The organism is Catenulispora sp. MAP12-49 (assembly GCF_041262705.1).
Taxonomy (GTDB): Bacteria; Actinomycetota; Actinomycetes; order Streptomycetales; family Catenulisporaceae; genus Catenulispora.
This window is the reverse complement of sequence record NZ_JBGCCP010000008.1, coordinates 128553-144032: the sequence shown is the minus strand read 5'-3', so window position 1 is coordinate 144032 and position 15480 is coordinate 128553. Positions and strand designations below refer to the sequence as shown.

Below are 15480 nucleotides of genomic sequence, written 5' to 3'. Positions count from 1 at the left end.
CCTCTACTCGCCCACGGGCCGTAGCCGGAGCCCGGCCATGCCCCCGTCGACCGCCAAGGCAGTCCCGGTCACCGAGGCCGCTGATGGGGATGCCAGATAAGCGATCGCCGCAGCGACCTCCTCAGCGCTCACCAGTCGGCCCATCGGCTGGCGCGCCTCAAGAGCGGCCCGCTCCGCCGCCGGGTCCGGCGCGTCTTCCAGCAGCCGTTCCACCCACGGCGTGTCGGCGGTCCCGGGGTTCACGCAGTTCACCCGGATCCCGTCCCGGACGTGGTCCGCGGCCATCGCCAGGGTCAGCGACAGCAAAGCGCCCTTGGTCGCCGAGTACAACGCGCGCTGCGGCAGTCCGGCCGTGGCGGCTATGGAGCAGGTGGTGACGATCGCGGCGTTCGACGAGGCCCGCAGATGGGGCAGCGCGGCGCGGCTGACGCGCACCGTGCCGACGACGTTGACGTCGAAGACCCGGTGCCACTGCTCGTCGGTGTTGTCCTCGACGGTGCCGGCCGCACCGATGCCGGCGTTGTTCACCAGCACGTCCAGGCCGCCGAGTTCGCCGCAGGCCGCGGTCACCGCAGCGCGCACCGAGGCGTCGTCGGTGACGTCCGCCTTGTGGCCGTGCAGGCCCGCGGCGATCGCGGCCGCGGGGTCCAGGTCGAGGACCGCGACCGCCGCGCCGCGGTCGGCCAGTAGGCGCGCGGTCGCGGCTCCGATGCCGAAGCCGCCGCCGGTGACGATGGCTTTGAGGCCTTCGAAGTCCCGCATCTCAGGCTTCTCCTCGGTCCGCGCGCCAGAAGACGCCGTCGGGATAGGAATAGGTGGCGATCGAGTCTGGGAGCATCTCGGCCGAGAAGCCAGGCGCGGTCGGGGTCACGTAGCAGCCGTTCCGGACGCGCGCCGGATCGGCGAAGTGCTCGTGCAGGTGGTCGACGTACTCGATGACGCGGTCGGTGGTGGTGCCGGACAGCGCCACGTAGTCGAACATCGACAGGTGTCGCACCAGCTCGCACAGTCCCACTCCCCCGGCGTGCGGGCACACCGGGACCCCGAACTTGGCGGCCAGCAACAGGATCGCCAGGTTCTCGTTGACCCCGCCGACCCGCGCCGCGTCCAGTTGGAGCACGTCGATGGCCTCGGCCTGCAGCAGCTGCTTGAAGACGATCCGGTTCTGCACGTGCTCCCCGGTGGCCACCTTGACCGGCGCCACCGCGGCCCGGATCGCCGCGTGCCCGAGCACGTCATCGGGTGAGGTCGGTTCCTCGATCCAGTAGGGATCGAACTCGGCCAGCGCCTTGACCCACTCGATCGCCTCGCCGACGTTCCACCGCTGGTTGGCGTCGATCGCCATCCGGATGGCCGGCCCCACCGCGGCCCGCGCGGCACGGCAGCGGCGCACGTCGTCGGCCAGGTCCGCGCCGACCTTGAGCTTGATCTGGGAGAAGCCGTCGGCGACCGCCTTCTTGGCCAACCGGGTCAGCTTCTCGTCGGAGTAGCCGAGCCAGCCCGGCGAGGTGGTGTAGGCCGGGTAGCCCCGCTCGATCAGCAGAGCTTCGCGGATCTCCATGTCCTGACGTCCCCGGCGCAGCAGTGCGACGGCTTCGCTGCGGGTCAGCGCGTCGGTCAGGTACCGGTAGTCGATCTGGTCGGCCACCCATTCGGGATCGGCGTCGGCGAGCAGCTTCCACAACGGCACCCCGGCGCGCTTGGCCGCCAGGTCCCACACCGCGTTGACTACGGCCCCGACCGCCATGTGCATGACGCCCTTCTCCGGGCCGAGCCAGCGCAACTGACTGTCGCCGACCAAGTCCCGGCTCACGGAGCCGGGGTCCGCGCACACCTCGGCGACGTCGCGGCCCACCACGTGGTCGCGCAGTATGCCGATCGCCGCGACCTGCACATCGTTGCCGCGGCCGATGGTGAAGGTGAAGCCGTGTCCGGAAAGCCGCGGATCATCGGTGCGCAGGATCACGTACGCCGCCGAGTAATCCGGGTCCGGGTTCATCGCATCGGACCCGTCGAGCTCCCGGGACGTCGGGAAGCGGATGTCGAAGGTGTCCAGCGAGGTGATGCGCATCGGTCAGGGGTGCCTTTCTCGCCGCGGCCAAGCCATGGGTGCGACCCGCAGCCGGACAGTTCCGACGCCGCACCGGCTGGAGTATGGCCACGACTCTAGAGATACATCCGATCTATCGTCAACGGCTCGGGCCATGCGGAAGTCTTGCCATCGACTCACGAGAAGGCGCTTCATGCGTTACACGATGGCATTTCGCGGAAGACGCGGAGCTCACGCCGCCAAGGTATCGCGTCGAAAATTGAGCGATACATCAGATGACTCGCGACGCTACAGTCGCTGCCCTACGCCTTCGCGCTGAGCGTCTCGCGCAGCCACCGTCGACGATCGCGCGGTGTGCGGGTGTGGTCGGCCCCGGCGGGCCGTGTGCAGCGCGACCGCGCCGCCCCGATAGCGGCCCGCCGGGGCCTTTGCGAAACCACTCGTGTAAGTCGGCCCTGGGATCAGTTCACGATGCCGAAGCCGTCGAGTGTCGTGTACGTTCCGGACAGTTTGGTGATCACGATGGTGTGCGTTCCCGCGCTCAATGCCGCGCTGCTGAACACCGCCGCGTTCGTGTGCCGCTGACCGTCGGCGGGCACGGTGTTGACCGTCTGCTGCACCCCGCCTCACTCACCGAGCAGATCGGCGGCCAGTTCGCGGCTGGCTTCGCCCTGACTCACCTGGACGAAGCCCCGCACCACGTGGATGCCACCGCCCGGTACCTGCCTGGCTACTTCGCCACACGCGCCATCAGACCGTAACCGCTGCGCGATGGGAGAAAGCGCGGGTTGATCCGGGCGCCGAGGGTGGCTCGCTCAGCCGCCCTCCGCGCCCGGTCCCCTCCTGGTCCGGTCAACTCGGCTTACGAACTCCAACTGCTGATTACACTCTCCCCAGCAGTTCCAAAGAGTTCCGGCGGCGTACCGTCGCCGCTGCGCCGTCGCAGGTGTCGAGCAGCACCGGAGTGCCGCTCGCGCTGTAACCGCCGCGCACGTCCAGGCACCTGTCGAGTGCCTGCACGGTTCCACTACTGAGCATGGTCGAGGTCGGCGTGTTCGAACGGCTGCTGGCGGCGCCGGTGATATGACGGCTCGGGCCTGTGCCGGAGCTGTACGAGACAGTGGTCCCGGCCGAGGTCGGCAGCGAGGCCGTGGTGACGGTGAGCACCTGGTGATCAGCGTCGTAGGACGTGCCGGCCGGGGCGCCCCCGTTGACGCTGACCTGGTCCGGTGCGGCGGCCACGTTGTGGAACTTCACGGTCCAGGTCCGGTTCGCCACCGCACCGTTGTACGTGCCGGCCATCGGGTCGATGGTCACGGTGTGCCCGGCGTCGTTGTAGCTGATCCGGGTGGTGGCCGACGGCGCCGGGTTGGCCGGGGTGGTCTGGCTGGTGCCGTCGTCCTCATAGACGCTGAACTGGCCGTCGCCGCCGGTCGCCACGTCCACGGTCACCTGGTCCAGCGGATTCTGGGCGTCGTTGTCGACGTAGTTGGTGCGGGTAGGCATGATGCCGCCGGCCTTGATGAACACCGGCATGGTGTCCAGGGTGGTGCTCACGGAGGCGGTGGCGGGACCGGTGTACGTCTTGCCGGTGAAGTAGTCCGTCCACGTGCCCGGCGGGAACCACACGTCGGTGCTCACCGTCCCGGTCCCCGGCGTGGTGACCGGGGCCACCAGCACGTTGTCGCCGTAGGTGTACTCGGTCGGGTTGCTGTACGACTCGTCGTACTTCGGCCAGTTCAGGTACAGCGCCCGCACCATCGGCAGCCCGTCGATCGTGGCCTCGTGCGCAAGCGTGTAGGTGTACGGCACCAGCTGCTCCCGCAACCGCAGGAACTTCGTCGCCGAGTCCGCCGCCGCGGGCGAGTTGTACTTCGGATCCGTGGTGTCACGGTATTCCCACGGAAGCCGGTGTCCGTGGTCGGAGTGCAGCCGGTCAATCGGTTGGAAGGCGCCCAGCTGCACCGAGCGTGCGTACAGATCGGGGTCGTCCCATCCGTTGGAGGCGTTCGCAGAGTCCTGGCCGTATCCGCCGATGTCGTGGCTGACATACGGCAGGCCGATCCCGGCGCTCTCGACCGCGGTGTACTTGGCTTCGAAGGCGAGCATCGCCCAGGTCGGGTCGATGTCCATGGTCTGGTTCATCGTGTACCGGTGCTCGGCCCAGGCCAGCGAAGCGCCGGGGGCGAAGTCCCCGTAGTTGGAACCGTTGCTGCCGATCCGGGCGAAGGTGTAGGCACGCTGGCCGAGCGCGTTGCCGTGCACCTGGTAGCGGGAGGAGTTGTAGGTGTCCGCGGAGACGTCGACATCGGGCGTGGCGGTCTCGCCGTCGGAACTGTCCAGCCACCACAGCGGCTTGCCGTAGTTCTGCTCGATGGTCGAGTGCAGGTCGAAGTAGGCCTTCTCCTGCTTGGGATCGCGCAGGTTGAACAGCCCGCAGGCCGTGTCCGTCCCGGACCCGTCGCAGTTGTGCGGTTGCAGAGAGCCGCCGGCGGTGTCCAGCGTGGCCTGCAGCTGCGGATCGGCCGGGTACGTGTCGTCGCCCGTGCCGATCGCGGAGTGGACGTTCAGCACCGGTTGCAGCCCCTGCGACTTCTCCCAGTCGAACAGTGCCTTGGGGTCGGGGAAGTAGCTGGGATTGAACTCCCACCCCGCCCAGGGGCTCGGAGACTTCCAGTCGGTGTCGGTGACCAACTGGTCGAGCGGGACCTTGTTCTTCCGGAAGGCCGGGAGCAGGTCGTTCTGATAGTCCGCCAGACTGTAGTTGTACCAGCGGCTGTACCAGACCCCGAACGCCGAGCGGGGCAACAGCGGCGCCGGCCCCGTCAGGTCGTGGAAGTCCTTCAGCGCCTGCTTGTAGTCGTTGCCGTAGCCGAACAGGTAGCCGTCCTGATACGGCTGTCCGCCGTGGTCCGGGCGCGAATCGACCGTACCGTCGGAGTTGATCAATCCGGTGTCGGTGTCATCCATCAGGTACCAGCCGTTGCGCGACAGGATCCCGTCGGCCACCGGTGCGGGACCGGCCAGCAGGTCCAGCGAGTTGCGGTAGCCGCCGAGGTTGGCGGACGCGGCGGGAGTCGGATAGGACGCGTCGAGTGGGGTGACGGCGATCGAGTCGATGTTGCTCTGACACGAGGGCGAACCACAGGACAGGGACAGCGACGAGGTCCCGGCCGGCAGGGACACCGTGGTGCTGGAGACCGCCCAGGTGTTCCAGTCCGCCGTGGGCGGCAGGCTCACCGGGGTCTGGGCTCCGTTGGCCGTCAGGGTGACGGCCCGGTCCGTGGTCTGCCCGTCCTTACCTGCGGCGTTGGCGTACCGGAACTGCACCGCGTACTGGCCTGCTGCCGGGACGTTCGACACCTGCCAGTTGATCGAGGCGCCGGTCGTCTGGAAACCGCCGACGTATCCGTTGCCGGTGAAGCCGCTGGAGTAGTAAGGAGCCAGATCGGACTTCGAGTCTGGGTTGCCGGCAATGGTGGCGCCGCCGTGCAGGGTCAGCCCTTCTGCCTCGCAACCGTTGCCGTAGTCGCAGGTGCTGGGAAAGCTGGGATGCACGGCCGGAGCGCCGTTGCCGAGGTCCAAACTCAGGTTGGCCGCGTTGAACGGGCCGGAGTTCTCTCGGTACCGGAGCGTCAGCGCCGAGGTCTTGATGATCCGGTAGCCGTCGTCGGAGACGGAGGTGGTGAACGCGGTGGCGGGCATGGACCGGTTGACCGCGTTGAAGGTCGGGCGGTCCTGGAACCCGCCGTCGCCCGCGTACTCCAGCCGGATCAGCGTGGGCGACTCAACGGTGAACCGGGCATTGCCGTCGACCACGGGCCCGCCGGGATCTGCCGCGTGCGCGGTGTCGGGCGAGCTGACGGGCAGGTACAGCCCGATCATGGTCAGGACGGCGGCGCCTGCCACCATCGGTTTGGTTGATCGATTCATGTCTTCCTTCCTGTACGAGCTTCCTGGTTTGTCGTTGTGGTGCTGACCGACCCGGCGGTCACGCGTTTTCCGTGACCGCTTCCTCGGGCTCGGAATTGCTCGGGCCGAGGAATCCCTCGCGGATGTCCTTGGGTCCGAAGGGCCAGGTCTTCTCTTTCCGGGCCCAGATCAGGAACGCCACGGCGCCGAGCGCCACCCAGGCCAGCGACCATTCGATGGGGTGCAGGCCGGGGCCGTTGTACTTGTCGGAGTACTTGTCGGCGTAGACGTAGATGACAGCCCAACCGGCCAGGGCGATGATCGCCGGGATCGGGTAGAGCCACATCTTGTACGGACGGTTCAGCGTCGGTTGGCGACGGCGCAGGACGACGAGTGCGGCGACCTGGGAGAACGACTGCACGATCACCATCACGGTGGTCAGGAAGGTGATCAGCACCGCAAGCGGCGGGGTCTTCCAGCTGGTGCCGGCGTGCCGGCTCAGATAGAAGGCGGCGGCCATGATGACGCCCATGGTCAGCAGGCTGACGGTGGGAAAGCGGTGCTTGGGGTGCAGCTTGCCGAACGCGGCGAAGAACACCTTGTCGTGGGCGGCGTCGTGGGGGACGCGGGAGCCGCCGAGCAGACCGGTCATCACCGAGGTGAAGGCGGTGACGAGGATCAGGACCGTGATGGCCTGCGCGGCGCCCTTGCCCCAGGCCGTCTCCAGCACCAACGAACCCAATGAGCTGGAGGCCGGGTCGTTGGAGTCGAGCATGCGGTGCCAGTCCACGACGCCGAGCGTGCCGACCTGCATGAGCAGGTAGATGCCCATGACGGCGAGGATGGAGTAGATCACCGAGCGGGGAATGACCCAGCCGGGGTTCTTGATCTCGGCGGCCATGTAGGAGGTGGTGTTGTAGCCGAGGTAGTCGTAGACGCCGACGGACAGTCCCAGGGCGAAGCTGATCCAGAATTTGCTCGCGCCGAGATCGACAGCGTGGGCGGGCCACGTGAAGGCCTGGTGCGCGTGGAAGTCGGTGAAGGAGGCGATGATCAGTGAGCCGACGCTGACCAGCATGACCCCCCACAGCACGAGCGTGAGCCGGCCGATGTCGTCGATCTTGCGCCACAGGACGGCGATGGTGAGGACGCACAGCGCCAGCCCGACCAGGTCGCCCTGGGCGTGGGTCATCGACGGCCACAGGTAGGTCAGGTAACTGATGAAGCCGACGATGCCGGTGGACATGATCAGCGGGATGAACAGGATCGCGGTCCAGACGAACAGGAACGGCATCAGCCGGCCGGTCCGGTACTGGAAGGCCTCCCGCAGGTAGACGTAGGAGCCGCCGGCCCGGGGCATGGACGCGCCGAGCTCGGCCCAGATCAGGCCGTCGGCCAGGGCCAGGATTCCGCCGCAGATCCAGCCGATGATCGCCTGGGGCCCGCCGAACGCGACGACCATCAGCGGGATCGTGATGAACGGGCCGACACCCACCATCTGGCTCATGTTGATGGCGGTCGCCTGGACCCGGCCGATCCTGCGGGCGAAGCCCTGGCTTGCCGGGGGCGGTTCGTCTTCGGTGACGGACATGTCAAGCTCCTAACGATGGGCGTCTGGGGTCGGGGCGATGATCAGTGGGATCGGTGTGCCGTCGGCCGCCGCCGCGTCGGGCGTGTCCGCGAGGCGCGGCGGCGACTCTTGGGGACGCGAGCGGTCTGCCCGCGGTTGTCAGCGGGCCTTGGAACCGTCGCCGCTCGCGGGCGTCACGGCGAAGTTGCCGAACTGGGAGGTCTGGTAGCCGACGACGCCGAGTCCGGCCAGACCGGTCGAGAAGGTGCCGTCTGTGGCCTGGCCGACGGCGGTGCCGTCGATGCTGGCGGTCAGCGTGGAGCCTTGGAGAGTGAAGGCGACGGTGTGCCAGGTGCCGGTGCCCAGGGCGTCAGCGGTCCCGGATGCGAGCGTGGTGAAGTTCCAGTCGCCGTCGCTCTTCAGGATCGACCACGCACCGGTGTCGGAGACGCGCAGGTGGTAGGCGTCCAATCCGGCGTTTTCGGTCTCCTGTTGGCCGACGCGGCCGAGGAGTTCGATGCTGCCGGGTTGTTCGAGCATGACGTCGGAGGTGACGGTGTAGTCGCTCCAGGAGCTGTCGCCGATGATCGTGTAGGGGGCGTCGTAGTTCTCGTCGGTCCAGCGGATCGGCTCGGTGGGTGCCATCTGTCGCAGGCAGGTTCCGGCACGCCCGCCGCCGCAGGAGACGGTGTTGAAAGAGCCGTTCATGTCGGAGAAGTACTTCGGGGAGGTGCTGGCGGCCGGGGTCTGGAAGTCATCGGAGTAAGGCAGACTCAGCGGTGCGGCCGGCGGTGAGGTGGCATCGCCCTTGCCCTGTCCGGTGGTGGTGGTCAGGGTGTAGACGTAGCCGGGCTGAAGGGTGAGCGAGTAGTTGCCGTCACTGTCCGGTGTGATGTCGGTGGTGTGGACGAAGTAGTCGTCGGAGTTCGAGGAGTTCACGTTCGTGGCCCACACGTGCACGGTCCCGGTGGACAGGCCGCCGGCGACGGCGAGACTCAGCGTCTGTGCGCTGTTGGCGTCGAGGGTTTCGATGACGGTGCTGTAGTCAGAGCCGTTCGGCGACTTCAAGCTCACGTAGCTGCCGGTCGGATTGGGCTGTGAGCCCAGATATCCGCTGGCTGAGTCAAGGTACTGCCAGCCGGGCTGTACGAACTGGGTGGTCTGTGCGGTGACCCAGGTGGTCTTGCCGATGGAGTAGTGGCCGGACCAGGGCTGGTTGGCGATCGACATGCCGGCGGTGCCGTAGTGCAGGTTCGGGTACAGCGCGGCGACGGCGGGCCAGTTCCAGAACGACGTCATGCGGCCGTCGATGTATCCGCGATTGATCGACCGGGCCACCGCCGCCGCCCCGTCGTCGGCGTCCAGCGATCCGCCCTCGCTGTCCCACAGGGTCTTGCCGGAGTCGATGGCCGCCTGCTGGCCCGCGTCGCTGGAGTCGTAACAGCTCGTGGCTTGCGAGAGGTAGCCACAGGGGTAGTGCGCACCGATGATGTCGACGGCGTCGTTGAACGCCGGGTCCTCGGCCATGCTCGTTGCTACATCCCAGTTGTCATCGTCGGATGCGATGACTTTCGTGGAGTAACCGTGGGAGACCAGGGCCGATTTCAGATTCTCGTACCAGCCCTTGTCGTACCCGCGTTCGTCCCAGCCGCCGAGGTAGTCGATGGTCAGGCCGTTCTGTTTGGCGCAGCCGAGCCAGTCCATCAGGTAGTTGATCTCGTCGGTGGACCAGAAGTAGCCGTGGCCGGGATTGGGGTTGTTCGGGTCGTCGACGCCGATCCAGCCGGGCGCGCCCTCGGACAGCGCGGCGAGTTTGAGGTCGGGGTTGCGGGTCTTGGCCTGCTGCGCCAGCCACCACTCGTTGCCCTGGTGGCAGTCGATGACACCGCGGGTGTGTTCATGGCTGGGCTGGGAGCCGTCGGTGGAGTCGGTGTCCCCACCGACCTCGAGCTTCAGACCCTGTAGCGCGGCGCCGTAGCCGGGCTTGAACAGGTAGTCGAGCAGTTGGCTGCGCTGTGGCTCCGGGTAGTCGATCAGCAGGCGGGAGTTGCCGCCGCCGGCGCTGATCGCCCCGACGCCGTCGAAGACCCGTCCGGAAGCGGTGCCGTCGATGGTGATCGACACCGCGTCGGCGTGTGCGGGCCGCGCGGCGGCCAAACTGATCACGCCGACGAACAGTAGAAGTAGGGCACTGATAAGTGCGATGGGACGTCGAGACCACGGCATGGTGGCTCCTTGGCGAGGTGGCGGTCCGGTTTGGAGGCAACGCGAAGGCGCGATCCAGGTGAGGTGATGCGCACCGAGTGCAGAGCGCGCACGCCGAAAAGAACTGGGCGTGGCAGGCTCTTGAGGTTCCCGCTGAGACGGCACAACGCCGACCGCGGTTTCAGCCGCTCGCAGAGCCGCATTCGAACTAGCGAATCCGTTCAGCTCATGCGCGCTTACTTTCGAAGTGAGCGTACTTCAAGCAAACTCGGTCGTCAATGAACTTGTTCAAGAGCTTTCCGAATGGATTTCACCCATGTGACAACAGCTATGTGGCAACTGGCCGCACGGAGATGGCGCCGTCGGTCCGGCCCGTGGGGCCGACGGCGCCTTCACCGAATGCCGTGCAGGTGCTACGGAAGTCGCCAGACCTGTGCGAGCGTGCCCTTGCAGGCGTACCACGCGCCCCACCGCAGTAGCCCACGGACGCGTGGCGGCAGTTCACATGACGCGACCTCCGAAGCGCGTCGATGGCAGGCCCCGGATATCCGTGCGCATCCGGTACGTCGTGCCCGATTCGGGATACCGGCGCAACGTCTCCTGGTCGAGGGCCACCGACGCGGTGGTGACGATCAGATCGGTCAGGTCGGGGCCTGCGAAGCAGCAGCTGGCCAGGCGGGGCACCGGTAGCTCGACGACGCCGACCACGGCTCCGTCCGCCGCGATGCGCAGCACGGCCCCGCCGTCCCACAGCGCGGTCCAGACATGCCCGTCCGCATCGACGGTGAGTCCGTCCGGGCCGCCGAAGCGGGGGTCGATGGTGATGAGGGTTCGGGGTTCGGTCAGGGTTCCGGTGTCGGGTTCGAAGTCGTAGGCGGTGATGGTGCCGGGTGCGGTGTCGGTGACATACATGACCGCGCCGTCGGGCGACCAGCCGAGGCCGTTGGGGATGGTAAGACCGTCCAGTACCGTGGCGACCTGACCGTCGGGGTTCACCGCGCACAGCGATGCCGCCCCGGGCGCGGCGTCGCGGTCCATCACGCCGACCCAGAAGCGGCCGGCCGGATCACACTTGCCGTCGTTCGCGCGGCGTGCGGGATCGCCTGGCAGGGTGGCGAACACGGTCCGGCGACCGTCCGGGGTCAGCCCGACCACCTTGTTGCCGATGGCTGCCAGCCAGAGGTTGTCATCCCACGGGACCGCGCAGCCGATCTCATCGCTCGTGGAAGCGCGGGTGGTGACCTGGTCGGTGACGGTGAGGAAGGCCCGGCCGTCGATGTCCACCAGCCCGAGCGTCCCGGTCTCGACGTCGTAGGCCGGGCCTTCGCCGAGTAGCAGCCGTTCATGACCCAGCGGTTCGGGGTCACTGTGTCGGATCTTCACAAGGCTCCTTCGCCTCGGTCAGCGGATGATGTCGTCGGCCGCCGAGGCGGCGAGTTCCTCGAAGGTGGGCAGTCCTTCCCAGTCGCCGTCGGCTGAGACCGAGAATGCTGCCGTTCGGCTCGCGACGCGCAGCCGTTGCGACTCGGGGGCACCGTCCAACAGGGCGCTGAGATAGCCCGCCACGAAGGAGTCCCCGGCACCGACCGGGTCCACCTCGACGACGAACTCCGCTGCGACACGGTGGACGCCTGACGGCCCGACGGACACCGCACCGTCCCGGCCCATGGTGACCACGACCGTGGCCGGCCCCTTCGTCCGTAAGGCCGCGGCCAGGTCCTCAGCCTCGCCGTCAGGATCCTCCAGCAGGATTCGGGCTTCGTGCAGGCTGGCGAACAGCAGATCAACCTGCGGCAGCAGACCGAGGACGCAGCGCTGGAACTCCTCCGCAGACCACAGCTTGGAGCGGAAGTTGGCATCGAAGGACACGTAGCGAGCCCGCCGAACCACCTCGCTCGTGGTGTCCGCAGCTCCCGGCGACAGGGCCGGGGTGATCGCGCTCATGTGGACGACCAGCGCTGATTCGATCACTCCGGCCGGCAGGTCGGCGGGCTCCAGCCGCGATCCGGCCGAGCCTGATCGGTAGTAGTGGACCCGTCGGGCGCTGCCGGTGCGGCGTTCCTTGAGAAGCAAGCCCGTAGGCGCGTCGGGATCCGTACGCGCACAGACCTCGACGCCCTCGCTCCGCAGCGTTCCTGCCACGAGCCGCCCGAGTTCGTCGTCGCCGAGCCGTCCGATCCACGCGGCGGTGTAGCCGAGGCGCCGCACACCGATCGCGACCGTGGACTCCGATCCGGCGATGCCCAGGCTCAGGTGACGAGTGTGGCGCAGCGGGCCGATCCGATCTGGTGCGAGCGCGGCCATCGTTTCGCCGAGAGTGACAAGGTCAGGCATTAGTGCAGCTCCCCACAACGGCCAGAAAGGACTCGGCTCGCCGTCGCAAGGCGACCATGTCGCCGCTCTGGAGTGCGTCGCCCATCAGGGGCGAGCCCACCGCGACGGCGAGCGCACCGGCATCGAGCCACGGCACGACATCGTTCAGTCCGACACCGCCGGTCGGTACCACGGGCAGGCCCGGGAGCGGCTGACGTATCGCGGCGAGGAACCCGGGTCCCAAACTGGAGGCCGGGAAGAGCTTCACCGCGCTGGCTCCAGCGTGCCAAGCGCGCAGGGCTTCAGTCGGAGTGAACACCCCGGGCAGCGCACCCAGGCTACGCAGTTTCGCCACGGCCACGATCGCCGGGTCGAAGTGCGGAGACACCACGAACTGCGCTCCGCTGTCGGCGGCCCGCCGGACATCGTCAGTGCTCGTCACGGTTCCGACACCGATGGCGACGTTGATGCCGCTGGCGCCGGCCTGGGCAAGCAAAGCTGAGACCGCCTGGAGACTTCCCGGCGTCGGCAGCGTCACCTCCACGGCGCGCACCCCGGCCTCGATCAACGTGTGGAGAGCGGGGATGAGGTGTTCGCCCGATGACGCACGCACGATCGCGAGCAGCCGATGGGCGGCGAGTTCCTGCGTCAGGTTCATACCGGTTCACTCTCCGGACCAGATGGTGCGTCCGCCGTCGATGACGAAGGCCTGGCCCGTGACGTAGCCGGCCTGGCGGGAAGCCAGGAAGGCAACGACCGGTGCCACGTCCTCGGGACGTCCGATGCGGGCCAGGGGTATTCGCCCTCTGATCGATTCGAGCTCGGCGTCCGAGACGTCGCTCCACGTCCCGGTGAAGATGCTCCCCAGGGCGACGCAGTTGACGCGCACCTCGGGAGCGAGGTCCACCGCGAGCTGCCTGGTCAGCGCCTCCAGACCGCCCTTGGCGGCGGCGTAAGCGCTGTGGTGTCCGAACCCGATGTGAGCATGGATCGAGGAGGTCAACACCACAGACCCTCGGCGGTTGCGCAAGAGATCGGCGAAGGCCTGGACCCCGGACCACGCGCCGGTGATGTGCAGGTCCAGCATGTGCTGCCAGGTGTTGGCTCCGGACTTGCCCAACGGCGTCGGGTCGCTGCTTCCGGAGTTGAAGTAGAGCAGGTCCAGCCCGCCGTGCGCGGCGGCCACCTCATGCTCCAGACGTCGCCAGTCAGTGTCTTCAGTAACGTCGAGGCGCCGATAGACGACATCGGCGCCGCCCTCACGCGCGGCCGCGGCGGCGGCCTCGCCGCCTTCGTCGTCGACGTCGGTCATGATCACCTGCCACCCGAGCGAGCCGAGCCGGCTGGCGACGGCGGCGCCGATGTCGCCGACCGCGCCGGTGATCAACGCCGTTGGACGCGGTTCGATGCGGCTCACCATTCGGCGAACGAACCGTCCGCGTGCTGCCACATCGGCGGCCGCCAGGCGTGACCGGTCGCGGCGGACGCCCGCACGGCCTCCTCGTCGATCTCGATCCCGAGACCCGGACCGGTCAGCCGCTCGATGTGGCCCGAGTGCAGGTCGAAGACCGACGGGTCCTGGAGGTAGCCGCGCAGATCGTTGTCGTCGGCGTAGCCGCTGCTGCTCTGCTCCTGGATCAGGAAGTTGGGACTGGCGAAGTCGACCTGAAGACAGGCGGCGAGCGCGATGGGCCCGAGCGGACAGTGCGGCGCCAGCACGACATCGAAGGTCTCAGCCGCGGCGGCGATCCTGCGGACCTCGGAGATGCCGCCGGCATGAGACAGGTCCGGCTGCGCCACCGCGACCCCGGTCGCGAACAGATCCGCGAACTCCCGGCGCGAGTAGAGCCGCTCCCCCGCCGCGATCGGTATCGGCGTCGAGGCGACAACCCGCCCGAGATTCGCGGTGTGCTCCGGCAGGACCGGCTCCTCGACGAACAACGGCCGCATCGGTTCCAGCAACGGCAGAAAGGCCACCGACGACGCGGTACTCATCCGGCCGTGGAAGTCGATCGCGATATCGATCTCGTCGCCGATGGCGTCCCGCACCGCTTGCATCCGGCGTGCCCAACGCTCATAGTCCGCCTTCGTCGGCAGCGCCACGGTCGGCCCGGCCAGATCCATCTTCATCGCCGAAAACCCCAGCGCCACCTTCTGAAGTGCATCGGCGGCCGTGGCTTCGGGCGTCTCACCTTGGATCCACGAGTACATCCGCACCCTGTCACGCACCGCGCCGCCCAGCAGCTCGTGGACGGGCGCCCCCAAGGCACGGCCGGTGATGTCCCACAGCGCCTGGTCGATGCCGGCCACCGCGCTCGACATGACCGGCCCGCCCCGGTAGAACCCGGATTTGGTCAAGACCTGCCAGTGCTGCTCGATCCGGCGCGGGTCCTTCCCGACGAGGTATTCGAAACAGGTGTCGACCATGGCGCGGACCGCCTCGGCCCGCCCTTCCACGATCGGCTCGCCCCATCCGCTGATCCCGGCATCGGTGTCGATGCGCAGGAACAGCCAGCGCGGGGAGACCAGGAACGTCTCCCAGCCTGTGATCTTCATTCATTGCTCCAAATGTTCGGGCTCACTTGCCGATGCCGACGGTCATGCCCTGGATGATGCGGGTCCCCAGCCAGGCGAACAGGGCGATCATCGGGGCGACGATGACGCAGATGGCGGCGAACATCGCGCCGTAGTCCAGCTGGTTCTGCTGCTGCGTCATGAGGAAGTCGTTGAGGGCCACAGGAAGGGTGATCTTGTCCTGGCTGTGGGTGATGACGATGGCGAACAGGGTCTCGTTCCACGCACCGATGAACTGGAGTAGGAACGCTGTGATCAGACCGCCGCGCGCGACCGGCACGATCACCTGCAGGAACGTGCGCAGCGGCTTGGCGCCGTCCATGACGGCGGCTTCCTCCAGAATCGCCGGGACGCCGGCGAAGAATCCGGTGAGCAGGAAGACGGTGAACGGCAGGGCCAGCCCGGTGTAGACGAGGATGAGCCCGGTGTAGCTGTCGACCAGGTTCAGCTTCGCCAGTCCCACGAAGATCGGGACGACGATGACCTGACCGGGCACGCCGAGCCCCATCGCGAACGCCATCGACAAAGCCGAGGAGGTGCGGGACTTGCGCCGGGCGAGCACATAGGCGCAGGGCGCCGCCAGCACGATCGCCAGCATCGAGGAGATCCCGGCGTCGATCACACTGTTCAGCGCCGCCCGCGCGAACCCACCCTCGCCGAGCGCCTTGCCGTAGTTGCCAGGCACGGGATGGGTGGGAGCGCCAAAGGGGTGCTGCAGGATGTCGTTGCTGCCGCGCAGCGAGGTCACGGCCACCCAGATGAGCAGGCCGAGGTCGGCCGCGACCAGGATCCAGACGACTGCTGTGACGATCCGCATCGCCGGGCCGGTGGCCTTGCGTCCGGTACGCATGATGCC

General features: G+C 67.9%; 12 protein-coding genes. All 12 read right to left on the bottom strand.

What is annotated here, in order from left to right:
* Nucleotides 1-3 precede the first annotated feature (3 nt).
* Nucleotides 4-762 (bottom strand): SDR family NAD(P)-dependent oxidoreductase, encoded by a 759-nt coding sequence (locus tag ABIA35_RS17470; protein WP_370358557.1) that lies wholly within the window; start codon nt 760-762, stop codon nt 4-6.
* 1 nt (nt 763) lies between these two features.
* Entirely contained in the window at nt 764-2071 is a 1308-nt protein-coding gene (locus ABIA35_RS17465) for an L-fuconate dehydratase (protein WP_370358556.1), read from the bottom strand.
* Nucleotides 2072-2511: 440 nt separating this feature from the next.
* Nucleotides 2512-2670, bottom strand: a complete 159-nt coding sequence (locus tag ABIA35_RS17460) for a hypothetical protein (protein ID WP_370358555.1) — start codon at nt 2668-2670, stop codon at nt 2512-2514.
* Nucleotides 2671-2932: 262 nt separating this feature from the next.
* Nucleotides 2933-5983, bottom strand: a complete 3051-nt coding sequence (locus ABIA35_RS17455) for a TIM-barrel domain-containing protein (protein ID WP_370358554.1) — start codon at nt 5981-5983, stop codon at nt 2933-2935.
* 58 nt (nt 5984-6041) lie between these two features.
* Nucleotides 6042-7553: an APC family permease gene (locus ABIA35_RS17450; RefSeq protein WP_370358553.1), complete on the bottom strand. Its 1512-nt coding sequence runs from the start codon at nt 7551-7553 to the stop codon at nt 6042-6044.
* A gap of 138 nt (nt 7554-7691) precedes the next feature.
* Nucleotides 7692-9758, bottom strand: coding sequence for a LamG-like jellyroll fold domain-containing protein (locus ABIA35_RS17445; RefSeq protein ID WP_370358552.1), 2067 nt, complete (start codon nt 9756-9758; stop codon nt 7692-7694).
* A 480-nt stretch (nt 9759-10238) separates the two neighbouring features.
* Entirely contained in the window at nt 10239-11120 is an 882-nt protein-coding gene (locus ABIA35_RS17440) for an SMP-30/gluconolactonase/LRE family protein (RefSeq protein WP_370345066.1), read from the bottom strand.
* Between the two features lie 18 nt (nt 11121-11138).
* The gene (locus tag ABIA35_RS17435; RefSeq protein WP_370345067.1) at nt 11139-12071 is read right to left on the bottom strand and encodes a sugar kinase; all 933 of its coding nucleotides are present in this window, start codon (nt 12069-12071) and stop codon (nt 11139-11141) included.
* Nucleotides 12064-12708: a bifunctional 4-hydroxy-2-oxoglutarate aldolase/2-dehydro-3-deoxy-phosphogluconate aldolase gene (locus ABIA35_RS17430; RefSeq protein WP_370345068.1), complete on the bottom strand. Its 645-nt coding sequence runs from the start codon at nt 12706-12708 to the stop codon at nt 12064-12066. The genes ABIA35_RS17435 and ABIA35_RS17430 overlap by 8 nt, the downstream gene beginning before the upstream one ends.
* A 6-nt stretch (nt 12709-12714) precedes the next feature.
* On the bottom strand, nt 12715-13470 hold the full coding sequence (locus ABIA35_RS17425; protein ID WP_370345069.1) for an SDR family NAD(P)-dependent oxidoreductase: 756 nt from the start codon (nt 13468-13470) through the stop codon (nt 12715-12717).
* Nucleotides 13464-14606 (bottom strand): galactonate dehydratase, encoded by a 1143-nt coding sequence (gene dgoD / locus ABIA35_RS17420; RefSeq protein WP_370345070.1) that lies wholly within the window; start codon nt 14604-14606, stop codon nt 13464-13466. The genes ABIA35_RS17425 and dgoD overlap by 7 nt, the downstream gene beginning before the upstream one ends.
* Before the next feature lie 22 nt (nt 14607-14628).
* Nucleotides 14629-15474, bottom strand: coding sequence for a carbohydrate ABC transporter permease (locus ABIA35_RS17415; protein ID WP_370345071.1), 846 nt, complete (start codon nt 15472-15474; stop codon nt 14629-14631).
* Nucleotides 15475-15480 lie beyond the last annotated feature (6 nt).

Bases quoted from the DNA above. Each gene is read 5' to 3' on its own strand.
- ABIA35_RS17445 (WP_370358552.1), bottom strand. From the start codon at position 9,758: ATGCCGTGGTCTCGACGTCCCATCGCACTTATCAGTGCCCTACTTCTA.
- ABIA35_RS17450 (WP_370358553.1), bottom strand. From the start codon at position 7,553: ATGTCCGTCACCGAAGACGAACCGCCCCCGGCAAGCCAGGGCTTCGCC.
- ABIA35_RS17430 (WP_370345068.1), bottom strand. From the start codon at position 12,708: ATGAACCTGACGCAGGAACTCGCCGCCCATCGGCTGCTCGCGATCGTG.
- ABIA35_RS17455 (WP_370358554.1), bottom strand. From the start codon at position 5,983: ATGAATCGATCAACCAAACCGATGGTGGCAGGCGCCGCCGTCCTGACC.
- ABIA35_RS17435 (WP_370345067.1), bottom strand. From the start codon at position 12,071: ATGCCTGACCTTGTCACTCTCGGCGAAACGATGGCCGCGCTCGCACCA.
- ABIA35_RS17465 (WP_370358556.1), bottom strand. From the start codon at position 2,071: ATGCGCATCACCTCGCTGGACACCTTCGACATCCGCTTCCCGACGTCC.
- ABIA35_RS17415 (WP_370345071.1), bottom strand. From the start codon at position 15,474: ATGCGTACCGGACGCAAGGCCACCGGCCCGGCGATGCGGATCGTCACA.
- dgoD (WP_370345070.1), bottom strand. From the start codon at position 14,606: ATGAAGATCACAGGCTGGGAGACGTTCCTGGTCTCCCCGCGCTGGCTG.
- ABIA35_RS17470 (WP_370358557.1), bottom strand. From the start codon at position 762: ATGCGGGACTTCGAAGGCCTCAAAGCCATCGTCACCGGCGGCGGCTTC.
- ABIA35_RS17425 (WP_370345069.1), bottom strand. From the start codon at position 13,470: ATGGTGAGCCGCATCGAACCGCGTCCAACGGCGTTGATCACCGGCGCG.